Origin of the sequence: Bradyrhizobium sp. sGM-13, from assembly GCF_018398875.1 — a bacterium.
Classification (GTDB): Bacteria; Pseudomonadota; Alphaproteobacteria; order Rhizobiales; family Xanthobacteraceae; genus Bradyrhizobium.
Genome location: NZ_JAGWDK010000005.1, coordinates 125,313 through 148,050, shown reverse-complemented (window position 1 = coordinate 148,050; position 22,738 = coordinate 125,313). Strand labels below are relative to the sequence as shown.

25 protein-coding genes, 1 tRNA gene and 1 pseudogene are annotated in these 22,738 nt (G+C 61.4%); 8 read left to right on the top strand and 19 right to left on the bottom strand.

What is annotated here, in order from left to right; translation table 11 throughout:
* Positions 1-2: 2 nt before the first annotated feature.
* The 6 genes from KJQ96_RS09365 to KJQ96_RS09340 form a co-directional block, all read right to left on the bottom strand.
* Positions 3-2,663: an EAL domain-containing protein gene (locus KJQ96_RS09365; protein WP_213286568.1), complete on the bottom strand. Its 2,661-nt coding sequence runs from the start codon at positions 2,661-2,663 to the stop codon at positions 3-5.
* Positions 2,664-2,815: 152 nt separating this feature from the next.
* Positions 2,816-3,430 (bottom strand): hypothetical protein, encoded by a 615-nt coding sequence (locus KJQ96_RS09360; protein WP_213286365.1) that lies wholly within the window; start codon positions 3,428-3,430, stop codon positions 2,816-2,818.
* A 236-nt stretch (positions 3,431-3,666) separates the two neighbouring features.
* Positions 3,667-4,158, bottom strand: coding sequence for a ferritin-like domain-containing protein (locus KJQ96_RS09355; protein ID WP_213286364.1), 492 nt, complete (start codon positions 4,156-4,158; stop codon positions 3,667-3,669).
* Between the two features lie 74 nt (positions 4,159-4,232).
* Positions 4,233-4,685, bottom strand: coding sequence for a PPC domain-containing DNA-binding protein (locus KJQ96_RS09350; RefSeq protein ID WP_213286363.1), 453 nt, complete (start codon positions 4,683-4,685; stop codon positions 4,233-4,235).
* Positions 4,686-4,701: 16 nt separating this feature from the next.
* Positions 4,702-5,262, bottom strand: a complete 561-nt coding sequence (locus KJQ96_RS09345; protein WP_213286362.1) for a type 1 glutamine amidotransferase domain-containing protein — start codon at positions 5,260-5,262, stop codon at positions 4,702-4,704.
* 492 nt (positions 5,263-5,754) lie between these two features.
* Complete coding sequence (locus tag KJQ96_RS09340; RefSeq protein WP_309142387.1) at positions 5,755-6,408, bottom strand: Crp/Fnr family transcriptional regulator; 654 nt, start codon at positions 6,406-6,408, stop codon at positions 5,755-5,757.
* Between the two features lie 693 nt (positions 6,409-7,101).
* On the opposite strand from KJQ96_RS09340, the gene KJQ96_RS09335 reads away from it, so the two are divergent.
* Positions 7,102-7,440 carry a hypothetical protein gene (locus KJQ96_RS09335; RefSeq protein ID WP_213286360.1) on the top strand — a complete coding sequence of 113 codons (339 nt, stop codon included), beginning with the start codon at positions 7,102-7,104 and terminating at the stop codon, positions 7,438-7,440.
* 67 nt (positions 7,441-7,507) lie between these two features.
* Here KJQ96_RS09335 and KJQ96_RS09330 read toward each other — a convergent pair whose 3' ends face one another.
* Positions 7,508-7,786, bottom strand: coding sequence for a hypothetical protein (locus KJQ96_RS09330; RefSeq protein ID WP_213286359.1), 279 nt, complete (start codon positions 7,784-7,786; stop codon positions 7,508-7,510).
* Positions 7,787-7,910: 124 nt separating this feature from the next.
* Between KJQ96_RS09330 and KJQ96_RS40145 the strand changes: the two are divergent.
* Positions 7,911-8,029: pseudogene (locus tag KJQ96_RS40145) on the top strand (alkaline phosphatase family protein); the annotation flags it as partial.
* Between the two features lie 69 nt (positions 8,030-8,098).
* Here the strand turns inward: KJQ96_RS40145 and KJQ96_RS09325 are convergent.
* The 3 genes from KJQ96_RS09325 to KJQ96_RS09315 all read right to left on the bottom strand — a co-directional run bounded on the left by KJQ96_RS09325 (position 8,099) and on the right by KJQ96_RS09315 (position 10,243).
* Positions 8,099-8,278: a hypothetical protein gene (locus KJQ96_RS09325; protein ID WP_057855515.1), complete on the bottom strand. Its 180-nt coding sequence runs from the start codon at positions 8,276-8,278 to the stop codon at positions 8,099-8,101.
* 42 nt (positions 8,279-8,320) lie between these two features.
* Positions 8,321-8,560: a hypothetical protein gene (locus KJQ96_RS09320; RefSeq protein WP_213286358.1), complete on the bottom strand. Its 240-nt coding sequence runs from the start codon at positions 8,558-8,560 to the stop codon at positions 8,321-8,323.
* Positions 8,561-9,682: 1,122 nt separating this feature from the next.
* The gene (locus KJQ96_RS09315) at positions 9,683-10,243 is read right to left on the bottom strand and encodes a hypothetical protein (RefSeq protein WP_213286357.1); all 561 of its coding nucleotides are present in this window, start codon (positions 10,241-10,243) and stop codon (positions 9,683-9,685) included.
* Between the two features lie 462 nt (positions 10,244-10,705).
* On the opposite strand from KJQ96_RS09315, the gene KJQ96_RS09310 reads away from it, so the two are divergent.
* The gene (locus KJQ96_RS09310; protein ID WP_213245355.1) at positions 10,706-11,365 is read left to right on the top strand and encodes a peroxiredoxin; all 660 of its coding nucleotides are present in this window, start codon (positions 10,706-10,708) and stop codon (positions 11,363-11,365) included.
* 190 nt (positions 11,366-11,555) lie between these two features.
* Here KJQ96_RS09310 and KJQ96_RS09305 read toward each other — a convergent pair whose 3' ends face one another.
* The 3 genes from KJQ96_RS09305 to KJQ96_RS09295 form a co-directional block, all read right to left on the bottom strand.
* Complete coding sequence (locus KJQ96_RS09305) at positions 11,556-13,292, bottom strand: methyl-accepting chemotaxis protein (protein WP_213286356.1); 1,737 nt, start codon at positions 13,290-13,292, stop codon at positions 11,556-11,558.
* 131 nt (positions 13,293-13,423) lie between these two features.
* Positions 13,424-14,299 (bottom strand): DMT family transporter, encoded by an 876-nt coding sequence (locus tag KJQ96_RS09300; protein WP_213286355.1) that lies wholly within the window; start codon positions 14,297-14,299, stop codon positions 13,424-13,426.
* A gap of 155 nt (positions 14,300-14,454) precedes the next feature.
* The gene (locus tag KJQ96_RS09295; RefSeq protein WP_213286354.1) at positions 14,455-14,901 is read right to left on the bottom strand and encodes a hypothetical protein; all 447 of its coding nucleotides are present in this window, start codon (positions 14,899-14,901) and stop codon (positions 14,455-14,457) included.
* Between the two features lie 331 nt (positions 14,902-15,232).
* On the opposite strand from KJQ96_RS09295, the gene KJQ96_RS09290 reads away from it, so the two are divergent.
* Both KJQ96_RS09290 and KJQ96_RS09285 read left to right on the top strand, forming a co-directional pair.
* Positions 15,233-15,487, top strand: a complete 255-nt coding sequence (locus KJQ96_RS09290) for a hypothetical protein (RefSeq protein WP_213286353.1) — start codon at positions 15,233-15,235, stop codon at positions 15,485-15,487.
* Positions 15,488-15,535: 48 nt separating this feature from the next.
* Positions 15,536-15,612: transfer RNA gene (locus tag KJQ96_RS09285), tRNA-Arg, on the top strand.
* A gap of 117 nt (positions 15,613-15,729) precedes the next feature.
* On the opposite strand, the gene KJQ96_RS09280 is transcribed toward KJQ96_RS09285, so the two are convergent.
* The 3 genes from KJQ96_RS09280 to KJQ96_RS09270 all read right to left on the bottom strand — a co-directional run bounded on the left by KJQ96_RS09280 (position 15,730) and on the right by KJQ96_RS09270 (position 18,298).
* Entirely contained in the window at positions 15,730-16,146 is a 417-nt protein-coding gene (locus KJQ96_RS09280; RefSeq protein WP_213286352.1) for a VOC family protein, read from the bottom strand.
* A gap of 543 nt (positions 16,147-16,689) precedes the next feature.
* On the bottom strand, positions 16,690-17,034 hold the full coding sequence (locus KJQ96_RS09275; protein ID WP_213286351.1) for a hypothetical protein: 345 nt from the start codon (positions 17,032-17,034) through the stop codon (positions 16,690-16,692).
* 307 nt (positions 17,035-17,341) lie between these two features.
* Positions 17,342-18,298: an alpha/beta fold hydrolase gene (locus KJQ96_RS09270; protein WP_309142386.1), complete on the bottom strand. Its 957-nt coding sequence runs from the start codon at positions 18,296-18,298 to the stop codon at positions 17,342-17,344.
* A gap of 967 nt (positions 18,299-19,265) precedes the next feature.
* Between KJQ96_RS09270 and KJQ96_RS09265 the strand changes: the two genes are divergently transcribed.
* Positions 19,266-19,640: a hypothetical protein gene (locus KJQ96_RS09265; protein WP_213286349.1), complete on the top strand. Its 375-nt coding sequence runs from the start codon at positions 19,266-19,268 to the stop codon at positions 19,638-19,640.
* A gap of 13 nt (positions 19,641-19,653) precedes the next feature.
* Here the strand turns inward: KJQ96_RS09265 and KJQ96_RS09260 are convergent, their stop codons facing one another.
* Both KJQ96_RS09260 and KJQ96_RS09255 read right to left on the bottom strand, forming a co-directional pair.
* Positions 19,654-20,139, bottom strand: coding sequence for a hypothetical protein (locus KJQ96_RS09260; protein ID WP_213286348.1), 486 nt, complete (start codon positions 20,137-20,139; stop codon positions 19,654-19,656).
* Between the two features lie 138 nt (positions 20,140-20,277).
* Positions 20,278-20,934 (bottom strand): hypothetical protein, encoded by a 657-nt coding sequence (locus tag KJQ96_RS09255; protein WP_213286347.1) that lies wholly within the window; start codon positions 20,932-20,934, stop codon positions 20,278-20,280.
* A gap of 235 nt (positions 20,935-21,169) precedes the next feature.
* On the opposite strand from KJQ96_RS09255, the gene KJQ96_RS09250 reads away from it, so the two are divergent.
* The gene (locus KJQ96_RS09250) at positions 21,170-21,553 is read left to right on the top strand and encodes a VOC family protein (protein WP_028345460.1); all 384 of its coding nucleotides are present in this window, start codon (positions 21,170-21,172) and stop codon (positions 21,551-21,553) included.
* A gap of 149 nt (positions 21,554-21,702) precedes the next feature.
* On the opposite strand, the gene KJQ96_RS09245 is transcribed toward KJQ96_RS09250, so the two are convergent.
* Entirely contained in the window at positions 21,703-22,152 is a 450-nt protein-coding gene (locus KJQ96_RS09245; RefSeq protein ID WP_213286346.1) for a hypothetical protein, read from the bottom strand.
* A 232-nt stretch (positions 22,153-22,384) separates the two neighbouring features.
* Here KJQ96_RS09245 and KJQ96_RS09240 point away from each other — a divergent pair, with 232 nt between their 5' ends.
* Positions 22,385-22,735: a GrlR family regulatory protein gene (locus KJQ96_RS09240; protein WP_213286567.1), complete on the top strand. Its 351-nt coding sequence runs from the start codon at positions 22,385-22,387 to the stop codon at positions 22,733-22,735.
* The last annotated feature ends 3 nt before the right edge of the window (positions 22,736-22,738 follow it).

Below are 22,738 nucleotides of genomic sequence, written 5' to 3'. Positions count from 1 at the left end.
GCTCACGCCGCGGCGTCGACGCCGGCCTCCGCCGATGCCAAGAGCGTGCGGATTTCCTGCGCGGGGCGCGCGGCGCTGAACAGATAGCCCTGCATCTGCGTGCATCCGAGACTCTGTACGGTCTCGCGCTGCTGCAACGTCTCGACGCCTTCGGCAGTCGTGATCATGTTGCGGTCGGCAGCGATGCTGACCACCGCACGGATGATCGAGGCCGACGAGGCATTGCGCGTCACTTCCTTGACGAAGGAGCGGTCGATCTTGATCTTGTCGAACGGGAAGCGCTGCAGGTATTGCAGCGAGGAATAGCCGGTGCCGAAATCGTCGAGCGCGATGTGAATGCCGAGCGCGCGGAGCTGATTCAGCGTCGCAAGCGCCGCGTCATCGTCCGCGATCAGAACGGCCTCCGTGATCTCCAACTCCAGCCGGCGCGGGTCGAGTCCGGTCTCGGCAAGGACAGCGGCGACTTTCACCGACAGCGTTTCCGACCGGAACTGGATCGGCGAGACGTTGACGGCGATTCGGACATGAGCCGGCCAGGCTGCGGCTTCGGCACAGGCGGTGCGCAACACCCATTGCCCGATCTCCTCGATCAGGCCCGTCTCCTCGGCGACCGGCACGAAGTCGGCGGGCGAGATCATGCCGCGCACCGGATGCCGCCAGCGCAATAGCGCCTCGCAGCCGGTGACGCAATCGCTGCGCAGATCGACCTGCGGCTGATAGTGCAGTTCGAACCCGCCCTGCACCAGCGCCTCGCGCAAGTCTGCCTCCAGTTCGCGGCGATGATTGGCCTGCTGCTCCATCTCCGGATCGAAGAAGCGATAGGTCCTGCGGCCGGCGGCCTTCGCCGCATACATCGCGAGATCGGCGTTCTTCAGGAGATCGAAAAGGTCCGAGCCGTCGCGCGGGGCAATCGCGATGCCGATGCTCGCATCGCTCGAAAGCTGATGGCCATGGCAGTCGAACGGGGTACGCAGCGCCTGATAGATCCGCGCGACCAGCGCGTGAACATCCTCGGCGCACTTGATGCCGTGCTGAAGGATAGCGAATTCGTCCCCGCCGAGGCGGGCGATGAAATCCTCAGCGCCGACCGACTGGCGCAACCGCTCCGCCACACCTTTCAGGAACTCGTCGCCGATTAGATGTCCCAGCGTGTCATTGATGCGTTTGAACTCGTCGATGTCGATATAGAGGATCGCGAACTCGCGTCCCTCGGTTTCCAGCAGCAGTCCCTCCGCATGGCGCTGGAACAGGGTCCGGTTCGGCAGATTGGTCAGCGCGTCGTAATGGGCGAGATGTTCGATCCTGGCCTGATCGCGCCGCCCTTCGGTAACGTCCTCCAGCGTCGCGGCCCAGCCGCCGTCCGCCGAGCGCTTGAAGATCAGCCGGATCGTGCGCCCATCCGGCGTCGAGGTCACGGTGTCCTGAACCAGACTGCCGTTGGGATCGAGGAAGCGGTCGCAATAGGCGTCCACGTCGCCGAGAAAGGAGCCGCGTTCCTGACGGTGCCGGATCAGGTCGCGCAGATGACAGCCGGGTTTGACAACTTCCGGAGAGAGCCCGAACATATCGATATAGCGCCGGTTGCAGATCACGAGACGGCCGGAGGAATCGAACAGCAGCAGGCCCTGCGTCATGTTGTTGATGGCGGTGTCGAGATGCTGGCTCTTCTCCGAAAGCTTGCGCTGCGCGCTAGCATGCTGGCGGCGGAGCTGACGCACGAGCAGGAAGACCATGCCGATCACGACGATGATCGCCAGCGCCGCCGCGAAAAATTGCAGCCTGGTCTGCGCCCGCCAGTCGGCCAACGCAGCCTCCGTTCGGGTGGTCGCCACGATCAAGATCGGGAAGTGCATGAGCGACTTGACCGCGCCGACCTTGTCTTCCGCCAGCCTCGCGCTGGTGAAGCGCCCGGATGCATTGCCATCTACCGCCAGCGCGCGTCGAAAGGCTTCGCTTCCGGCGACATTGAAGCCGATCAGGCTGTCGTCCTTCGGATAGCGGGCAATGATGGTGCCGTTGCGGTGAATCATCGAGATCGCGGTATCGCTGTTGAGCTCCAGCGATCCGACAAAGGCCTCGAAATGCGAAGGTTCGACGCCGCGGCTGGCAAATCCGATGATCTCGCCATTGCGGCCGACGATCTTGCGCGCAAATAGCGTGGTCCAGTTCCTCGTCACCTTGCTGACGACCGGCTCGACGATCACATCGGGGCTCGGTTTTCCCGACGTGAACTCCTTGAAGTACTGACGGTCCGCGATGCTGAGATCGGGGACCGGCCACATCTCGGAGGAATTGATCAGCCATCCCTTGACGTTCCACAGGTTCAGCGCGCCGACATGGGGCAGTGCCGAAAGCTTGCTGCGCAGCATCTCATGCGCACTTAAGGTCGACATTCTCTGCTCGAACTCATCCGACGTATCGACCCCGTCGGCCCGCATGCCGGATACGACGTCTTCATGCACATGCTGGAGATCGTTCAGTTGCTGGTCGAAATGCCGCGACAGCAAGAGCGCGCTGTTGTTGAGTTCGCGCTCGGCGACTTCCAGCGCCCGCTCGCGGTATTGCATGGCGAAATAGCCGGTGCCGAGCATGATCGCGAGCACGAGCGCTGCCGCACTCAGGATCAGCCACTGGATCGCGCCCAGCCTAATCCGCCACGGCATGCCGCGACCGAACAGCGGCTGGCTCTCCGCGATGACGTCGTCCGATGGATTATTCAGCATTTTCGCTGCCCCCACAGGCGCTCGTTGTAGGGACCACAAGCCAAGGGGGCGTTAGCAAAATGAGTTATCGGGAGGTTAAAGCGGCCGCGGAATCAAGCGGACTCCGCCATTTCGTCTTCTTTGAGACTGCACTCGATCAGCGCCCCGTCGATCGTGAATTTCGAAAACAGCGAGCCCGGCGTCGACGCCTGCAGCGCCGCAAAGAACTGCGAGTCTCCGGGACTGCGCAGGAAAAACCGGATGTGGCTCGCCGACATCGTATCCCTCGACAGCCATACGATGCCCGAGAACAGCGCCACCATCGTTTGGGCGTACTGACCGTCGTCGGCGATGCCGAGTTCGTAAACCGGCGACACCACAATAAAGCGCGCGCGGAGGATGGGATCCGGAAATTTGCTCATCATCAGGCGGCTGACCTGGCAGGCCGCATGGATGCGCTCACCGTCGGACAGGCAGTACAGGCTGGGGTGATCGCCTTCCTTGGTCAACCCGTCATAGGCCGCATAGCTTCCCGTCGAAAAGGTCGAAAAGTCCTCGCCGACGCTTTCGGCGTCCTTCTTCCACTGGCCCTTGATCGACCGCCAGGACCTGTCCGGCTCTTTCATCGGCAGAAGGCGCATGACTAACCAGAGGTTAATGCAGAAACTGATGCCGGTATTGTACGGGCTGCGGCTAAACGTTTGCTTACGCTGGCGCCCGGCGCACAAATAATCTGTTCGACCCGCGAAACGACTACCTCGGCGCGCGTTTTGCTGCCGTGTCTCCTTCCGGTCTCGAACTCCGGCGGGAGCCGTGAGACGCTCCTGCGAAGCAATACAGCAGCAATCGAGCGCTCTCCGGGTTTTCCTTCCCCAAACGTCGAACTCGAGCCCCGCAATCCCATGACCAGAGTTGGCGGGGCTTCTTTAATTTGAGCAGCTATGACGCGGTAGAACGAGTGGCCCTATGCCGCGGCCTCGTAATTAACCTCGGTCTCCGCGATCTTGGTCAGAGTTTCGTCGGTCTTTTTCTCTTCGGCGAGCGTCTGATCGATCAGCTTCATGGCTTGCGGATTGTTGAGCTTTTGTGCCCAGGCTTTCAGGGTGCCGTAACGAGAAATCTCGTAATGCTCGACCGACTGGGCGGCTGCCAACAGGCCGGCATCGAGCGCGGGCGTGTCGGCATACTGCTCCATGATGTCCTTGCCTTCGTCGATGATGCCCTCGATCGCTTCGCACTTCTTGCCGCGCGCTGGCTTGCCGAGAAGCTCGAATATCTCTTCCAGCCTTTCGACATGCGCCTCGGTCTCTTCGTGGTGCTTTTCGAAGGCGGCCCGCAGCTTGTCCGAGGTGGCGGCCTTCGCCATTTTCGGCAGCGCCTTCAGGATCTGCTTCTCGGCGTAATAGATGTCCTTGAGAGTATCCAGGAACAATTCATTCAGGTCTTTGTCCGGCATGGCGTCCTCCATTGATGGTGCACTGACAACATGGGACCGAATGAATTGGTTCCTAAAGGCGTTCGTCGGAGGCGCTACCCGCCCCCGGCGGCAAGATCGATCAGGGCAATGCCGAGGTCGGGCCTCTTTTTGCGCCGAAGCGCTGCCGGCGCTTCGGTCAAGATCACCTCGAGCGTCGGCCTGACGGTGGCTGCCAGCAGATGGCCGCCGCGCGTCGAGCCGTCGGCAAGGCCGAGCACGACATGAACGTGCAGGCTGGGCTTGCCGTCGTCGCCGGCAGCAACGTCGCCGATCGCGCTGAGGACTTCGCACTGCTCGTCGACCTCGATCTTCCGGTAGTTCTTTGCGGCGAGGTCGAACCAGCCGATCGTCGCCCGTTCGAAGGCGCCGATCGCGGTCAGCGAAGCCGCGAAGACCCCGGATTCGGCTGCGAACCGGGTGAGCGCGGCAAACGCCTCCTCGCCGGTGTCCAGGATGACGACGTGAACCTGCGCCTGCTCTTCGGCGGCGACGAGCTTGCTCTTCATGATGATCGCCTTTCGTTCAGGCTGCGCTGCGCCTGTTGTGCCGGCCTTCCCTCACCTCCTCGATGATTTTTGCGCTGAACGCTTCGAGGTCACCCGGGTTGCGGGACGTAATCACGCCCTGGTCGACCACGACCTCCGAGTCCTGCCATTTGGCACCGGCGTTGGCGACATCGGTCTTGATCGACTTGTAGGACGTCATCTTCCGTCCCCTGGCGATGCCGGTTTCGATCAGAAGCCACGGCGCATGGCATACGGCCGCGACGGTTTTCCCGGCGTCGAAAATGTCCTTGATGAACTTGAGCGCTTTCTGTTCCACCCGGAGCAAGTCGGGATTGATCTGGCCGCCGGGCAGCACGACGGCGTCATAGTCCGAAGGTGAAGCCTGATCGAGCGTCTTGTCGACTCCGATCGGCCGTCCCCAGTCCTTCTTGTCCCATCCCCTGATTTCGCCTGATGCCGGCGAGATCACGTCGACAACAGCCCCGGCCTTTTTCAGCCGATCGCGCGGTACTTCGAGTTCCGACTGTTCGAAACCGTGCGTAGCGAGGATCGCAATTTTCTTGCCGCTCAGATCCATGCGGATGCTCCCTGAGATTGAGCTATCCCGGTCAAATCGACCGCGACGAACATCGTTCCCAAGGCGCGTCGGATTCGAGAATCAACGGCATCTCGCACGCGTTCCCGACGCGCGAACCCAGTTTGATCTCTTGACCGGCCGGGTAACCAAACCCGTTGCAAGATATCGACCCGTTATGTCGGCAACTGGATAGACCTGAGATCGGACCATGCGCAAATTTTTTCATGCCAAGGCCCGACCCGGAACTGCTTCCTCTTCCGTCTCCGCGCTGTCCAAACTGCGCAACGAGAATGATCGCGGTTGTCGTCTCCATTGATTCGGACGGGCTGGAGCATCGCACGTTCGAAGTGCAGAACATGCCATCATTCGGAGATGAAGACGTTTAACGCTGATCCGATCAAGCCAGCCTCCGAGGCTATGACCAGAAGCGCGTCGCGATCGCCTGACTAGATTCTAAAATGACGACGAACTATCTCGTAAACGGATCGCTATTCAATCCTTCGGAGGTGCGTGATCAGGGCCGCTATTGCGGTTGCGCCCCAGCAACCGATCGTAATTGTCACGAACCGTCTCATAGCACTCGCATGCGCTTTCCCGCAGCGCTTCCACGTCGGTGATCTCGATCTTGCCTCGCCGGTACCGGATCATTCCCGCAGCTTGCAGCGTATGCGCCACCGGGGAAACGGTGGTTCGCCGGACACCCAGCATTTCCGCGAGAAACTCCTGCGTAAAAGGGAGCGTATCGCTTCCCGACAGGTCGCGCGCACGCAGCAGCCAGCGGCACAGCCGCGCCGTCGAATCGTGGAGGATGTTGCAGGCGGCGGACTGCTGCGCCTGGCCATAAACCGTCTGCTCGTGACTGATGATCATCGAAAGCATACCCGGGCGGTCGAGCGCGACGCGCTTGAATGCGTCGGGCTCGCAGACCACGCCATGTCCGCCGATTTGAACGATCGCGCGATTCAGGGCCAGCTTGCCGTCCAAAGCCGCCGAAGCGCCGATCACACCGTCGCGGCCAACCATGGCGGCTTCGACGGTTTCTCCGCCCTCAAGCAGCACCACGAGCGAAATCACCGCATCGAATGGAAAGTAGACCCCGCCAATGTTCTCACCGGATTCATGCAGGATCTTGGTGGACTCCAGCACGACCGGTCTGAGGTGAGGCCGCAATAGCTCGAGGTCCGGCGGGGCGAAAGACGACAGCAGCAAATTGCCTAAAAAAGACTGCATGAGAACTCCCGGATTGGCGGGAGCACTTTGCGTCTCTCAGTCACGCGGCTGCCGGAGGGTTACCGTTGATATTAAACGCTATCCTTTTCTCGGGAACGGCGTCTGTCCGGCACCCGACATTGCAAGCCGCTGGCTGCTGAACCGCAAGGAGCTAATCTCGATCGCTGCAGGGTGGAAAAAGCCCCGACGCAATCGGCGCGCCGGGGCCATCGAGAAATTGTCGTCTCGGGAGGAAAAGGACGACAAACCAGAAACGGCGGATAGGCTGATACCGTTCCGATTTTTCTCGGGAGTCTCGCTCTCGTCATGCCTGGCCCTTGCACTGCGCGTCCACGTCCTTGGTTGCAGATCGCAAAGTGCCGGCTGCTGGATCGCGCAACGAGCGGGAATGTGATCGCGCAGCTCACGACCGCGAGCATTGATGGGTTTCAGTGCGCGAGAATGCCCGATGACCCGGCTGCGAAACCATCGTGCGTTTGCTGATGAGCGCCTTGGCTAAACAGGAACTGGAACTGAAACCTCACATCCGTTTGAAGCGTATCGATCACGATATCGGAACGGTCGCAGGCGCCCCCGGTTGGCCCACAGTTGGTACAACGGAGGCAACTCATGAACTTGAAGCTCCTAGCCGCAGCGGCGGTTCTTTCGACTGCGGTCGCAGCGCCGGCACTGGCGCAGGATCCTCACGGACGGTCGGATGCTATCCGTAAACCGCAGACTCAGGACCGGATCTATCATCGTCACAGCGGATTCTGGCCAGGTGAAATAGCCGCCGGCGTGGTTGGCGGCGCGATCGGCACGGCCGGCGCGATTGCGACGGCGCCGTTCCGAAACGACGTCTATGCCTACAATTATGGCTACGGGCCGCGCTACTACAATAGCGGCTTCGTCTGTCAACCCGGAACGACATTCATCGGTGGCGACGGCCGCCGCCATATCTGTCAGTAGCTAACAACGGGCATTGGAGAAGAGGCGGTCCAACACCGCCTCTTCTCTTGTTTAGCGATTGCTTTATTTAGCGATTGCCTGAAACCTTCTTGCCAGGCGGATCGCCGCCGCGGTCGACCCGGCTCACGCGCTGGGCACGCTCCTTGTCCTTGGGTTGCTCCTGTCCCCGTTGATCGCGGTCGATGCCCTGATCATCGCCGCCATCGGACGAGCCGGGATCAGCCGGTTCGGGCTCTGTCGCCTGCCGATGTTGCTGCTTGCCTTCCCGAACCAGCAGGTCGTCGCCGAGCATTTGCCCGATGATCTGTTTGGTCTGAGCCTCGACCTTCTCATGAAACTTGCTCATGGTGGGCCTCCTTCCATCGAAGAACGATGTCAGGCTGCAATGTTTCCATGTGTTTCCAAGCAGGATTTGCCGGCCCCGACCACTGCTTCGCGACTTGAGGCTGGTTCCGCGCAAAAGTGGGGGACAAGGCGTCAACTTCCAGAACTCGCATTCGCAGTTCCCGACCCTCACCATGGCAAACGGCTCGGCATGGCGAGTGGCCATTATCTCGGCGACACCGGCACCTTCAGCAACACGATCTACGCTCGTGTTGGAGACGGAAAGCGGCATAGCAGAAAACGGCGGGGCAATAACCCTGCCGCATGCATCTGACTATCCGATGAGCCATAACCCCTTGTGGATGTCGAATTTCACCAGACCTTCGTCGCGCATCTTCAGAAGCAGCGATTGGCAGGCTTCCTCATTGGGGAGATTGGCACGCCGCATGAGTTGGTACGCCTTGAGCGGCTTCTCGCGGAGCGCATTCAGAATATTTTCGCGATCTTTCAGCATGACTGGTCCTGCAATCCAAAATTGGCGTTGATAATGAACTGCTCAGGCCGCCATGACGAGTTTGATCTGGCCGTCTTCTAGACTTCCGGCCGCGAGCGCGTCGCGCGCCATCTTTTCAATAACAGGCCAATTTGCGAGAAGAAATTTTTGCGCCAAAGCCTTGGTCGGCAGCTCGGTTTGCAGAACGCAACGCTGCCGCGCAGTTCCGTTCGCGATCTGAAAAGACACCGCTTGCGGCCCCTCGATGTTCTCTTGTTCGGTGGCCTTGGCGGCTATCCGCATCCGTTAATCCTTTTGCGTTTGATTAGGTCAGGCTTCGGGATCGACATTAGCCACCGCGCCTGGTGTGGTTCTTGGCTGTTGCGGATGAGCGGCGGCTAGCTAGGACTGATCGTCCTCGGCCCCCGGGGTGCGTTTCGGCTTGTGATCGGCGATTGCCTGCGTATTGCGCACCGCCTCGGTCAGCATCAGGCGCAACTCATCCTTCGTCATCGGTGGTTGCCGCGTGGTCGATGATTTCCATTGTGCCATGACGGTCATATGGGGTGCCCTGGCGAGAATTAAAGCCCATGACTCGCTGAATCCGCGGACGATGCATTTCGGCATACTTGCGGCATCACACCACTCCTGCCCTCATTTTTGAAAATTTAAACGGTCACACATCGCAGCGAGTGCCCGACGGGCAAATCACTTCTGATTTTCAGAAATCGTGTCAAGCCCCGGAACAAAAATATTCCGCTTAACCTGCAGGGCAAATCAGTCGCATAACTCCGCCCGTCTCACGGCGGATGAGGGGCGTTGGCCATCGTCACGAACGCGCGGTGAGATGCGATGGACGTGAATGGCGCGATAGACGTACGCGCCGGACGCGTACGGCGAAGTCGTGTGGTTCTGGCGCCGCGGTGCTGGCGTTAAGTTTTCACGGGGGTATCTCGTGGAGCGACGGTGGCAAGAAAGCCGTTCACCGGGAAGAGCACGAAGTAAGCCGTAAAGCCATTGCGCAGGGAAGGCCGGAATGCTCCCGCTGCCCTGTATGCTCGTGTGCACTTTTGTTTGCGCAAATCGCACGCGAGACCGCGGGTGCAGCCAGCACCCGGTCTTCCCTGCGCCCTCTGACCAAGAGGGCGGGAAGTTTCAGCCAAACCTCGCGCAGATGATGCGCGAGATCGCGAACGCATATTCAGTCGCCATCGTCCGGCTTGACCGGGCGACCCAGTATTCCAGAGACAGCAGTGATTGAACCGATAGGCCGTAGCATACTGGATCCCCGCCTGAACCTGTCATCGGGCGCGCGTTCGCGCGACCCGGTGGCGGGGATGACAGCGGAGGACGATGCAGGACCTTTCACAACAAAAACGGCGGGAATGATCCCGCCGTCGTGAGATCGATCAATCCCGAATGAACCTACAGCAGCCCCATGTCCAGCATGCCCGGCAGTTGCGCGAGCGGCAGCGCGGCGGCGCCGACCAGGGTAGCGACCAGCGCGGCAAGCCGATGGTTGCTGTGGCGCTTGCCGCGCATCTGGCTGGCGATCCATTCCAGCACCTTGGTGTCGATGTTGGCGGCCTTCGTCGGCGCCCAGCTCTCGATCGGCGTATCCGGCGACAGCGCCACGGTGCGCGGCGGCACCGGCAGGCCGGATTCGGAAGCGGCATGGTGGGCGACCGCCTTGGCCAGCAAATCGTCGAAACGACCGTCATCGGTACGTTCCGCAGCCGCATCGCTGATTTCGAACAACGCTTCGATTTCGGCGCGGCTCACCGGCTCATGCTCAACGGCGCTCACGGTGAGGATGCGTGCGCACCACGCGGCGTCATCGGCATCGAGTGCGCGGGAGAAATGGATACGGCCCTTGGTCGTTGGGCCCTCGCCGGTGATCACACCGTCGCGCACGATGGTGAGCGCATGAGCGGCGGTCTTGCGGCAGGATGGTTGGAGGGATATTTCAGCGGTCGGGGCAGACATAGTTGCACTTCTCAATTTCAATTCCAGTTCAGCATTTCCATACGGGCCATGAACGAGCGGTTAACAATTCGAAACCCGCATCCCCTGATTTTTACATGGTTGCCAATTGGTCGCTGTGAGGTCGGTCACGGTTCAGATCAATGCATTCCCGGGTGCAAAGCGGCCCGGCGTGATGCGGGCGATAAAAGGCAATATCGGGACAGCGACGGCAGTAAAGTGGAACGGTTATGAAAAGATCGCGATCGAACAAGAGGATGGTTCGTAAACCTGCCTTCCTCCATCGAATGCAGGAACCAACGGGCCTTTTCGTCGCAGAGGCGCGGATGAAAAGAAGATGCTAGGAGTTCCGAACTCGCGGAGAAGGATCTCACCTTTCGCGCTAACTGGTTCACTTAACCGCTTCAGACTCCTATAATCCTTAAGGCAAATTTCCCTGTAACTTAAACAACATGAGGTAAAACCATGGCACTTCCGATAGGCGCTGTCGCCCCCGATTTCGAAGCCGAAACCACTGAGGGCAAAATTAAATTCCACGACTGGATCGGAAATAGCTGGGCGATGCTGTTCTCGCACCCCAAGGATTTCACCCCTGTCTGCACCACCGAGCTCGGCTTGCTCGCCAAGCTGAAACCGGAATTCGACAAGCGCGGCGTCAAGCTGATTGGCCTGAGCGTCGATCCTGTCGACCGCCATGCCAAATGGTCGGAGGACATCAAGGAGACGCAGGGTGCTGCGCCGAACTATCCGATGATCGGCGATACCGACTACAACGTCTCCAAGCTTTACGAGATGCTGCCGGCTTCGACCTCGGGCGATCCCCTCACCCGCACGCCTGCGGACAACCAGACCGTCCGCAACGCGATCGTGATCGGCCCCGACAAGAAGATCAAGCTGACGATCGTCTATCCGATGACCACCGGCCGCAACTTCCAGGAGATCCTGCGCGCAATCGACTCGCTGCAGCTGACCGCAAAGCATCGCGTCGCGACGCCGGCCGACTGGAAACAGGGCGAGGACGTCATCATCGCGGGCTCCGTCAGCGACGACGAGGCGAAGACGATCTATCCGGCCGGCTGGAAGGCACCGAAGCCCTATATCCGGATCGTGCCCCAGCCGAAGTGACGGTTGCGACTGCTGCGCAATCGAAACCGTCATCCCGGGATGGTCCGAAGGACCATATCCGGGATCTCGATATTCCCCGGGGGTGCAATTGCACCCCTGAGGTCTGGTGCTAACGCACCATCCCGGAATGACAAACTAAGTTTTCGGCACCGGCTTCCGGTTTCGCGGGCGGCGTGATGCACCGCCCTCGTCAGGCGGCGCGAACGCGGTCGAGGAATTTTTCCACCTCGGCCTTCAGGTGCAGGCTTTCGCTCGACAGATTCTGCGCAGAGGCAAACATCCGGCTCGAGGTCTCGCCGGTCTCGTCGGCGCCCTGCGCAGCGTTGCGGATGTTGGCCGCAACATCGGCCGTGCCGCTCGCCGCCGCGCGCACGCTCTGCGCGATGTTCTGGGTCGCGCCGCGCTGCTGCTCGACCGCCGCCGAGATCGAGGTGGCGATATCGCTGATGCGCTCGATGGTCTGGCCAATCGCCTTGATCGCGCTGACCGACTCTTCAGTCGCAAGCTGCATGCTGCCGATCTGGCTGGAGATCTCTTCCGTCGCTTTCGCGGTCTGACCGGCGAGGCTCTTGACCTCCTGCGCCACCACGGCAAAGCCGCGGCCGGCATCGCCTGCCCGCGCCGCCTCGATGGTGGCGTTGAGCGCCAGGAGGTTGGTCTGCTCGGCGATCGAGGTGATCAGCTTCACCACGTCGCCAATCCGGGCGCCGGCTTCCGACAATTCGTTGATGCGCTGGTCGGTGGCGGCGGCCTGCTTGACGGCGTCGGCTGCGATGCCGTTCGATTCCTGGACCCGGCGGGTGATTTCGGCGATCGAGCTGGACAGCTCGTCGGAGGCGGCCGCCGCGGTGCGGACATGCTCGGAAGCGGTCTCAGAAGCGCCGGCCGACTTGCCGGACAGGCTTGCCGTAGTCCGCGCGGTGTCGGTGAGCTGGCGGGCCACGCGCTCGAATTCGCTGGACGAGCTCAGCACCTTGTCGAGGATGCCACCAACGCTGGTCTGGAACTCGTCGACGAAGCCGCGCAATTCCGCCTTGCGCTGCTCGGCCGCGGCCGCGGCGGTCGCAGTCTGTTCGTCGCGCATGCGCCGACGCTCGACCGAATTGTTCTTGAAGACCGCAAGCGTACGCGCAATCTCGCCGATCTCGTCCATCCGGTCGTCGCAGTCGATTTCCACGTCGGTGTTGCCGTTGGCAATGGCGGTGAGCGAAGCCGTGACCGAGGTCAGCGGCTTGGTCACCCGGCGCACGAGCAGCAAGGTCAGGAGCATCACCAGAAGCGCCGCGACGCCGGCTGCGATCGCCATGTTCTGAATGGCATGCGACAGCATGCTCTCGTAGTGAGCCATGGGAATGCCGACATACAGCAGGCCGATCACCTTGCCGGCCGGATTCACGATCGGATAGTAGGCCGTCATGAACGTCTTGCCGAACAGCGTCGCCGGGCCACGGTAGGCCTCGCCGCGGCGCACGATCGCCTGCCCGGGATGGTCTGCCGCGAGCTGAGTGCCGACGGCGCGATCGCCGTTCTCCTTCTTCACATTGGTGGTGCGGCGGACGTACTGGTTGCTGGCGTCGTCATAGACGAAAAGCGTCGCGTTGCCGCCGGCATAGCCCACCGCGCGATCGACGATCGCGTGGTCCTTGAACTCGGGCATCTTCGGAATTTCGGCCCGGGCGACCGCCCCGTCCTTGATGGTGATCTTGGCGTCGCTGTAGGTCTCGGCAAATGCCAGACCCAGCGTGCGCAGGTTGACCTCGATGTCCCGCAGCGCCCGGTCGCCGAATTCGGAGGTCAGCGACCAATGGGCCGCCCCGACCACCAGTGCGGTATTCACCGCGATCAGGAGGATCGCACAGATGACAGCCTTGGTACCAAGGCGCAGCTTGAGCGCCGGCAAGAACTTTCCAACGGATTGCGTGGTCATGATGAGAAATCCCCCAAAATCACGCCCAATCTGACCCGTTTTGCTTACGATCGCCTTAATGGGCACAACCCATGGAAAATACTGATATGCTTCATGAAATTTATACGTGCAGGCGAGCTGAACGCTCTACTTCAAACTGAGCGGCGATTGACCACCAGTACGGCGGCCGCGCAGGCGGCCATGCCGGCGATCGAGACCGCGTCCAGCCGCTCGCCGAACAGCACGTAGGCCATCAGCGACGTCACCGCGGGCACCAGATAGAACAAGCTCGCTACCGACGTCGCAGCCGAGCGCCGGATCAGCCAATAGAGCAGCCCGATCGATCCGATCGACAGGACGACCGCAAGCCAGGCCAGCGCCAGGATGAACTCGGTGGTCCAATGCACCTCGTTGGTCTCAAACAACCATGCGCCGAGACCGAAGAAGATCGTCACCGCGACGTATTGCACGAGATTGCCGGACCGCCAGTCGATTGCGCTGCAGTAGCGGCGTTGGTACAGGGTGCCAAGCGTGATGCTGATTAGCGAGATGGCCGAGGCGAGCCACCCCCAGCCCGCCTCTCCGCTCATCGGCCTGTCGTGCAGGATCAGCACGACACCGGCGAGTCCGAGCAGTAACCCGCTCCATTGCAGCGGCGTGACGCGCTCGCCGAGCCAGCGGCTCGCAAGCGTCGAGGTGAGGATCGGCTGCAAGCCCGGAATCAAAGCCGAGAGTCCCGCCGGAATCGAATGTGCGATCGCGATCGCCGTGCCGCCGAGATAGAAGCCGTGCACGAGAATGCCGGCGACGGCGCTGTGCGCGACGCCGATGCGATCCGGCCAGCGCGGCCGCGCCACCGCCACGATGATCGCCATCAGTCCCACCACGCACGCCATGCGGATCGCGAGATAGGTCAGAGGCTCGGCGCTGTTCAGCACATATTTGGTGCCGATGAAGCCCGTGCTCCAAAGCACGACGAAGATCGCGGGCGCCGCGCGCGCGGCAATTTTTTCGAAGTCGCCAGTCATTTGCCGCCCCTGTTGCCCGATCGCATGCTGTGCGGCAAAATTGGTCACGCGGGACCGCCGGCGCGACTTCAGATATCGAAGAACAATGTAAAGCGCAGCGACCTTATCGCGGCATAGTCACGTTCTAGAGGCTTGTGAGATTGATAAGGGGCTGATCACCACTCTTCCGGACAGGGATCGACGATCTTCCAGAGCTCACGGCCGTTCTTGATCTTCTTCATCTCGGTGGTGAGCCCGCCATTGCGGCGGATCCAGTCCTTCACCGTTTCCGGATAATAGGACATCAGGTCCGACGTCCCTTCAGCACTCGTGACCTTGATCCCGAAAGTGAAGGCCTTGTCGTAATAGGCCTGGTGGAAACCAACGCTTGCTTTCGGCGTCACGCAGATCTTGTTCATCGGCACGATGCCGAACACCAGCGTGCAGGCCGAGTTGCAGATGCCGTCGATGATGACGCGCTCCTTGCGGTCGCGGATGCGCTTGTACTTGGCCTTGTACTCCTCGACATAACCGCCGTGGTCGCGCGTGATATGCAAGTCGGCGCGCGCCGGGCTCGCGACCAGGACCGAGAGGGACAGCAAGGCAAGAGACGTGATGCGCATGGGGTCGATCGGGAACCGGATAGCCTTTGTCAGAGGGGATAGGTCGGCCCTTGAAGACGAGGCCGGACAGAAGTCTGGCCGGACTGTGTTGGGAATTCGTTAAGCATCCCTTGAGGCCAAAAATGGGCACGTTAGGATGGCTTTCCGCAGCATTTCCGCCCGATTCTCCTAGAATGGGACGTTGGCTCAGCCAAAATGGCAGGCGTTACAGGCTTCGATCGAATCACAGCTTAGGTTTCTATCCTCTTGTTTTAACACGCTTTCTTCGCACGAGTTTCTACGCATTCAGATCGAATCACCACAGTTTCAGTGGGATCTCCGGAGAATCGAAATGACCAAAGCAAAGTTTTTCGTTGCCGCCGCCCTGCTCTCCACCGCGGCCCTCGCCCCAAACCTGGCGGACGCCCGCCATAATCGGCACCTGCACAATTGGGGCCTGCCTTACCCCATCAGCTTCCTGCACAATTACGGGCCCGGCCCGCAGCCCGGCACCTTCGCCTATTACGACGGCCCCTCGACCATCCTCTGCCGCCGGGGCGCAGCCGCCTATATCGGCCAGGACCGCCGGCGCCATCCTTGCAACTAACCTCCGCTACTGGCTCTATCAGACCAAGTCTGATACCAGCCACCGCAGGCGCTCGTAGCTCAGCTGGATAGAGCATCGGATTTCGATTCCGAGGGTCGGGAGTTCGAATCTCTCCGAGCGCGCCATTTCTGAGCGTATCCGTTCCGGACACATGGGTTGCAGTTGATACCCGAGACGTGGGGTAACAGTTTCGGCGTCTCCAGAGCGCGCCACGACGCGCTGGAGCAAACCGCCTCTTGGCGCTAAGAACTGGTGTCGCAGCCGTGCGTCAACTTGCGCTGGATCAGATCCCAACGGTTGCCACAGAGATCCTCGAAAACCGCAACGACGCCATAGGACTCATGCCGCGGCTCCTCAAGGAACCGCACGCCGGCTGCGATCATGCGCGCATGATCGCAGCCGAAATCATCCGTCTCGAGGAACAGGAAGACCCGCCCCCCGGTTTGGTCACCAATGCGCGCCACTTGGGCCGGACGGTCAGCCCGCGCCAATAGCAGGCCGGAGCCGGCACTGACCGGTGGGCGCACGACCACCCAACGCTTGCCGCCGCCGAGCGGCGTATCCTCGCAGACCTCGAAATCCAGGGCACCAGTGAAGAAGGCGATCGCCTCGTCATAGTCCGCGACCACGAGGCAGACGAGGGAAAGACGCTGATTCATCGCTCATACCAAACCGAATGCGACAGGCTGGCCGCTACTTCGAGCCTCACGGGGTGCGCCGAGGCCGCATAGCCGAACCTCGAAGCCACGCGACATTCCGCGATCAGGAACAAATCCAGATGATCGCGACCGCAATCGGGATACCCAAACCAAGTGCGCCGAAAATCGCCGGGACGAAATCGGACAGCAGGCGTACGCCAGATGATGACATGACGTTGCTCCTTGGAGCCCCGCGAGCCTCTGCTCGCCCCCAAGATGAACGGTCAATCGCGCCTTCGGATTACGGCCCTAGGCGACTCTCTGTGAAGCGGCAATGCTGGGGCGTTATGGTTAACAGGTGGTTAATAGACAAGAAGAAGTTTGCAGACCGCGCCTTGAAACGCGCCGCTTGATCGTGAATCGCGTGCCGGCGCTGCCCACGTAGTTTAGCAAGTTCCGAAGGAGCGCCTCGCCGACATCGCTGGCCGCTCTCCATCTGGTCCCGCACGCCGTCAGGGAGTGGCGCCCATTCGACGCCACTCCCTTCAGCGGCGCACGCGCCGATCAGAACGAGCAGCCATAGGCCGTGAGCGATGCCTTCGTCGCATCCAAAGTCTGCTTGCAGGTCGCTTCCATGGTCGCCTTGGTCGACGGGTTCTTGGCCATGTCGACCCACGCCTTGCGCGTCTGGTCGATCTGCGTCTTATACATCGCGCGCTGTGCCTCGGGGACCTGGGAGACGACGCACGCGTCATACTTGGTCAGGAAGTCGTCGCAGGAGGCGATGCCCGTGCTCTGCGCATGAGCCGTAGTGACCCCCGCGAGCAAGGCGACGCCCGCCGCGAGTGACAGCACCTGTCGATGGTTCGCGCGCGAACCTGCCGCGGCCCTGGATGTTGCTTGACGCATGATTTTTATATTCCTCTGTAACAACTGAACAATCTGGATCGCCGACAAGGCCCGCTGTCGCCCATATCTCTCCGATCGACTCGCAAAGCATCGCGCGCCGACAACCGGTCGGCGTTGCGGATGTTGAGCAATTCAAGCGTTGAGCAGTTCGAGGCGAGACCGAGCACCACCGTGCCGGCCACGAATAATTGTTCCGTCAATTTGGCGAGATTATGGGTGACGACACCGTGACGTTGTGGTGACCCTTTGCCGGCCACGGACGGGCGCCATCATGTTGTCGTGCGATGCCGTTGCGCCGAAGGCGAGCTCACGCGGCCGAAGTATCGATCGAGCGGCGTATCACCTTCCGTACCTCGGCATTGGATAGAAACAGATCGTGGTTGATGATGCCCCAGCCTGAATCGGAGGCATCGATGACGCGCACGCCGAGCTGCTCGATCGTGGCCTTCTCGGCGGCGCCAACCCGCGTCATCCCGCCGGCCAATCGTCCCGACAACGCGAGCGCGCGATCATTCGTCGAGGCGACGACGGTGATCTTGCGGGTGAGCGGCCCGATATTCTGGGTCGCCGACGAGAACACATCCATATCGATGTCCGGTGAGGCGAACACCACGGCCCCGATCTTGCCGGCAACGCTGTCGCCATATCGCGCATAGAGCTGACGCAGCCCTTCAAGGGTCAACATGGTGCCCATGCTGTGCGCGACGATGTGAACGCGGCCGACACTCGGGGCAGTGGCGAGGGAATGCAGCACGCGCTCGAAGGCATCGCGGGAGTACATCGCACTGTCGCGGTCATAGGCGTAATCGAACAGTCCCGCCTTGGACGGCCAGGAGAACACCATCGTCTGGCCGCGGAATCTGACGCCGTCGGCGAGGTGCGCGGCATCGAGCGCCGCCGTCTCGAACGTCTGCTTGAAACCGTGCACGTAAATAAGCACGTCCGAGCCGCCGCTAGCTTGCCCGAGAAGATCACCGACCTCTCCCGATACCGGCTCGACCGTATCGAGACGCCAATCGCCAAGTCCGGCTGCGGCGAGGGAGAAACGATTCTCGTCGGGCGGCACCAGCTTTGCCCGTGCCACGATCATCTTCGAAGCCCGCTCCGATCCGAACCACGGTTTCGCTCGCCCGCCGCTCACCGGCTTGCGCGTTGTTGCGACCAGCAATGTCGGCTCCACCGAGAGCGACGAAGCGTCGTAACGCGCGCCCGTCGCGCCGAGGCTGGCGCATCCGCCGAGCGCAAGCGCGCTGGCCGAAGACACAATTCCGCGCAGGAACGCGCGGCGCGACCTAAGAGTCTCGTTTTGCTGCAAATGTCGGATGATCACGTAGGACCTTTGGGAACGTTGCCCCGTAGCACCGCCCCGCACGTCTCCTGAATTAGGATGGCGAGAAAAGGGCGGGCCGATCGCTGGCACAGCTTGTTTTGGATGGTTCCGGTTCCGTCGCAATTCTGTGATCGCGAGCCGGCGCGACGAAACCATTCTGCTCCGCCGCGAAGCGCTCCGGAAACAAAGAGCCGCTAGGGTCCCACCATCAAACAAGGGGTTAGATCATGTTAGTATCGGTCCTCAACCTCATCTACCGCGAGTTTCTCAAGCGTGCCCTTCCCGGCATGGCAATACAGGGAGGAAGGCTATGACTGAGGTCGTGACGGCACTCCTCGCCTTCGTCAGCATCGGCATCTTCCTGGCCCACGCATTTGACGCCTATCGCCTACGCTAGACCTGCGCCTGAACCCCACTGATGCGATTGCTCGCGAGATCAGGCGGGGTTTTCAGGGACGCAAAGCGCGCTCTCCCCAACGGGCCCATCCTTTGGGACGATGACCACGTCGCGGTCGCGGAATTTTTTTAAACAGTTCCGCCTGCTGGCCGAAATTCGTGGCGAGGATGCGCGCAGGCCCGCTGCCGACATTCTCGATGGAATGGCCACTGTAGCCGACGTCGCGTCGCCCCTCTGCAATCGCTCGGTCCGGTTGCGGGCGCCTCGCCATGGACGACGCCAATGTAGCGTCCGCAGCGCGCCGACAATGGGCGTAAGCGCCCGGCTGCCCCCACCAAGCCGTCGCAGGCTCAATTGAATGGCTATTAAATCAACGAGTTAGACAGACGCTCGGGGATGATGCTAGAGAACACAGGCGCCCAGCGGGATTTTCGATTCCGAGGGTCGGGAGTTGTGGTTCTCCCAGCGGCGCTGGTTCAGCTTACGGCTATTCGGACATTTCATATGAGAAAGATCATCCTGACGCTGGCAATCCTGTATCCGGCGGCGGCGCTGGCTCAGGGAACGAGTACCCCGGCCGGCCCGGCCAATCCTCCCACCATCGGCGGCAAACCGCTGGTTGTGGTCGGGGAGAAGAATCCGACGGCGGGCAAGAAAGAAAAGCCGTTGTCGGTCGCCCAAAAGTTGCAGGCCTGCCAGGATATCGACGATGCGACCAAGGAACGCCTGAATTGCTACGACGCCATTTATGCGCCACAGCCCAAACCAAAGGCGCCGGCGGCGAAGGGCGTCAATGACTGCCGCTTCGTCAAGGAGGAAGACGAACGGTTGACCTGCTACAATGGTTTTGCGGACAAGATTCCGAAGCTACCACGCTAGTCAGGCGGGGCGCTTACCAGGTGTTCCAGCTCGGGCCACCGAAGAAGCCAAATTGTGACTGCTGCGCGACCCGCACTTGCGGCGGCTGCGCGAACTGCATCGACGGTGCCGGACGGCTTCTCGCCACCTTGCGCTTGCGCTGGACCGGCGGCTCCGGCTTCTTCGCCTCCGCCGGGACGTATTGGGCAAACGTCTCCCGCGCACGGCCCTGAGCGGCGTCGGCAGGGGCTGTGGCGGGCGCGGACGGCGCAATGGCTTGGGCGGTCATGGCCGGCGGCGGAACAATGGTCGGAAGGCTGGTGTCAAAGACCACCCGCTCCGGCAGCTTCTGGTCGGAACGAATGCGCACTATGGTCTTGTCGATCGAAGGAACGGTCTTGTCGACCGAAGAAACGGCCTGGCTGGCCACGCCCGCCTGTTCTGGGACAAGCGCATCGATCGCCAACAACAGCGCGAGCAGCACACCGCCGACAAACAGGAAATAACGCGTCACGGGCATTGGTCTTACTCCCCCGCGCGAACGCCGCGCGGTTCAACCGCCCAACGGGCGATATACCGTTTAGTTCCTGCTCAACTTGCAAGGTTCAAAGGCGCAGGTCACATTTCGGAGATGAAAGGTGAGTCCGGCCGCACAGGGCTAAACGCGGCTGGCCGTCACCAGTGAACATTTCGCCTTATTCGCATGGACGTTGACGAACCCGACCAGCATGCCGGCGTATCGCTTCCGGCTCTTCATGTTCACAGTATCGGGAATGATCCGCCTGCGGGCGGTCAGATGGCTGCCGTCCCGGCGGATGAAATTGCAGGCGATCTCGATATCCCTCACCGCGTAGTCATTGGTGTTGCGAAGCGTGAAGGTCACCAGCGCTTTCGAGCCGAGCCCGCCCCTTCGCCATGACTGCGAGATGATTTTCAGGCCGTCGAGCGGCGACGTGGCAGGAGCAACCGTCTCTGGCTGCGCGATGTCGAGAGGCGCCGCGGCGCCAACCGCCTGGTTGGGATCGGTAGAAACTGCTGCCAGCCCCGGGCTCTGCAGGGGCGCCTGAGTCGGATCATCCGTACGGGAAATGCCTTGCGTGACGCCGGCAACTTCAGACGGCGTCGGCGCCAGATGGCTTTCGGCATCGCTCGCTTGCGGGAGCATCAACCATATGGCGCATCCAACGATAGCGATCGCCGGCAGCACGGCAAGCCGCGCTTCGAATCTTCCGAACGACCACCCGGCGATTCTCATACCCTCGCCCTCACCCGGCAGCGTCGGCGATTGCCAGTGCCGCGCATGAAGAAAAGCCATACGGGCGTTTTCCCCTACGGCTTCTATCACGACCGCCGCTGTACGGATCCCGCCGCCGTCAACAATCATCCAGGGCAGGAATGGTTTCATGCCACCTCGACAATATTGCGGCGGCGGTGCAAGGGTTGCAGGATAAGACTTGCAGGACAGAGTTGTGGATTGGCTGGCGGCTTCATTGCCACCGCGACGCAACCAACCTTCAGCGCCGCAACAACAATAATGGAGACCGTTCGAGATGCCGACCGTTACCTGGGACCATGTGCATTTGCGCAGCCCCGATCCCGAAGCGACTGCCGCCTGGCTGGAAGACATTCTGGGCGGCGAGATCGTCCGTGCCCCTGGGCGGCTCGACGTCAAACTCGGCGGCGCCAACGTGTTCATCGCACCCGTTGCCGCCAGCGACGGCGTGAACGCGCCGCCGGTGACGCCCTACCAGGGGCTCGACCATTTCGGCCTGACGGTGAAAGACATCGACGCGGTCGCCGCCGAGATCAAGGCCAAGGGCGTCGAGTTCACGAAGGAGCCGACCACCATACGTCCTGGCGTTCGCATCTGCTTCATCCGAGGGCCGCAGGGCATTTCGATCGAACTGCTCGAACGCGACAAAAAATATACATGAGCATCATTTGATCCTCATGGTGAGGAGCGCGGCACGCGCGCCCTCCGGACGATGCTGCGCATCGCCGGGCGGACCGTACGGCCACAGGCGGGCCTACATGGTTCGAGACGCCGCTCGCGCGGCTCCTCACGATGAGGATTGATAGTCGCTCACGTCATCGATCCCGGCATGAAGCAGCGAATGCTCAATCCCTGATAGCCGCGGATCGGCCAGACCATGGTTCGCCCTACCCGGTTCGGCTCGGTGATGACGGCATCTTCAGGCACGTCGTACCACTCGCCGTCGATGCGAACGCGGTAGTGTCCGCCTTTCGATTCCCAATCCACGTCGCTGACGGCGCTGCCATCAGCATCGGAACAGCAAGGTCCCCTTCCGCTCTTCAGACTGTCGAACCACTGCTTCAGCGGTGAGTTGGCATAACGCCCGTCGGGATCGCGGACCGCGCCGGGAGCCGATGCCAGCGGCAACATCAGCAACACGCTGCCGATGATCAGCGGCTCTCTCCAGCGGCCCACAAGATGGCGGGCCGTAGTTTCACGGAAGTTTTTTTCTGTGTGTCGGCGCGCAACGTGGCCGCCGGAATTGATCCAGTTGGTCACCTGTTTCTCTGCTCCTGCACCCACCGGCCGGTGCCGAAGAGCACTATGCATTTCACGGGCCAACTTGATTCGGTTCACCGCCCGTCACCCTCACGTCACGCCGGGGCGGTACGCTTCGGGTTTGGTCCTGTACGGGAATCGGCAGGCAACCTGACGCGTTGACGCTATGGGCCACGCTTTGGCATAAATGATAACCAGCTTCCGTGGGCGCGGACGCCGGCACTGGGACGCCATGAAGAACGGGCTCTATTCGATCCACGTCACCCTGCTGGATGGGCGCATCGGCAAGGGCAGCGGCGTTATTCTGTTCCGGGACGGCCAGATTCTCGGCGGCGACGCCTATCTGTTTTACACCGGCAGCTACACCGTGAAGGGCGACACCTTCAAGGGCGAGGTCCTGGTGCAGCGTCACACCACCCCGCGCGACAACGACAATCCGCTGTTCGGCGGCCCCGCCCCGGTCGGCATCGGCGTATCCGGAACCTTCACCGACACCCGCGGCAGCATGAATGGAACCGCGCTCGTCGGCAAAGCGAGCCAGATCTTCGGCGCCACGTTGCACAAATTGGCTGATATCGACTAGCGG

What these genes read in the sequence shown, in the direction of transcription:
- KJQ96_RS09240 (WP_213286567.1), top strand. Translation starts at nt 22,385, where the DNA reads ATGAAGAACGGGCTCTATTCGATCCACGTCACCCTGCTGGATGGGCGC.
- KJQ96_RS09365 (WP_213286568.1), bottom strand. Translation starts at nt 2,663, where the DNA reads ATGCCGTGGCGGATTAGGCTGGGCGCGATCCAGTGGCTGATCCTGAGT.
- KJQ96_RS09325 (WP_057855515.1), bottom strand. Translation starts at nt 8,278, where the DNA reads ATGCTGAAAGATCGCGAAAATATTCTGAATGCGCTCCGCGAGAAGCCG.
- KJQ96_RS09335 (WP_213286360.1), top strand. Translation starts at nt 7,102, where the DNA reads ATGAACTTGAAGCTCCTAGCCGCAGCGGCGGTTCTTTCGACTGCGGTC.
- KJQ96_RS09300 (WP_213286355.1), bottom strand. Translation starts at nt 14,299, where the DNA reads ATGACTGGCGACTTCGAAAAAATTGCCGCGCGCGCGGCGCCCGCGATC.
- KJQ96_RS09280 (WP_213286352.1), bottom strand. Translation starts at nt 16,146, where the DNA reads ATGAATCAGCGTCTTTCCCTCGTCTGCCTCGTGGTCGCGGACTATGAC.
- KJQ96_RS09255 (WP_213286347.1), bottom strand. Translation starts at nt 20,934, where the DNA reads ATGGCTTTTCTTCATGCGCGGCACTGGCAATCGCCGACGCTGCCGGGT.
- KJQ96_RS09355 (WP_213286364.1), bottom strand. Translation starts at nt 4,158, where the DNA reads ATGCCGGACAAAGACCTGAATGAATTGTTCCTGGATACTCTCAAGGAC.
- KJQ96_RS09265 (WP_213286349.1), top strand. Translation starts at nt 19,266, where the DNA reads ATGAGAAAGATCATCCTGACGCTGGCAATCCTGTATCCGGCGGCGGCG.
- KJQ96_RS09315 (WP_213286357.1), bottom strand. Translation starts at nt 10,243, where the DNA reads ATGTCTGCCCCGACCGCTGAAATATCCCTCCAACCATCCTGCCGCAAG.
- KJQ96_RS09290 (WP_213286353.1), top strand. Translation starts at nt 15,233, where the DNA reads ATGACCAAAGCAAAGTTTTTCGTTGCCGCCGCCCTGCTCTCCACCGCG.
- KJQ96_RS09345 (WP_213286362.1), bottom strand. Translation starts at nt 5,262, where the DNA reads ATGGATCTGAGCGGCAAGAAAATTGCGATCCTCGCTACGCACGGTTTC.
- KJQ96_RS09295 (WP_213286354.1), bottom strand. Translation starts at nt 14,901, where the DNA reads ATGCGCATCACGTCTCTTGCCTTGCTGTCCCTCTCGGTCCTGGTCGCG.
- KJQ96_RS09250 (WP_028345460.1), top strand. Translation starts at nt 21,170, where the DNA reads ATGCCGACCGTTACCTGGGACCATGTGCATTTGCGCAGCCCCGATCCC.
- KJQ96_RS09310 (WP_213245355.1), top strand. Translation starts at nt 10,706, where the DNA reads ATGGCACTTCCGATAGGCGCTGTCGCCCCCGATTTCGAAGCCGAAACC.
- KJQ96_RS09350 (WP_213286363.1), bottom strand. Translation starts at nt 4,685, where the DNA reads ATGAAGAGCAAGCTCGTCGCCGCCGAAGAGCAGGCGCAGGTTCACGTC.
- KJQ96_RS09305 (WP_213286356.1), bottom strand. Translation starts at nt 13,292, where the DNA reads ATGACCACGCAATCCGTTGGAAAGTTCTTGCCGGCGCTCAAGCTGCGC.
- KJQ96_RS09275 (WP_213286351.1), bottom strand. Translation starts at nt 17,034, where the DNA reads ATGCGTCAAGCAACATCCAGGGCCGCGGCAGGTTCGCGCGCGAACCAT.
- KJQ96_RS09320 (WP_213286358.1), bottom strand. Translation starts at nt 8,560, where the DNA reads ATGCGGATAGCCGCCAAGGCCACCGAACAAGAGAACATCGAGGGGCCG.
- KJQ96_RS09330 (WP_213286359.1), bottom strand. Translation starts at nt 7,786, where the DNA reads ATGAGCAAGTTTCATGAGAAGGTCGAGGCTCAGACCAAACAGATCATC.
- KJQ96_RS09260 (WP_213286348.1), bottom strand. Translation starts at nt 20,139, where the DNA reads ATGCCCGTGACGCGTTATTTCCTGTTTGTCGGCGGTGTGCTGCTCGCG.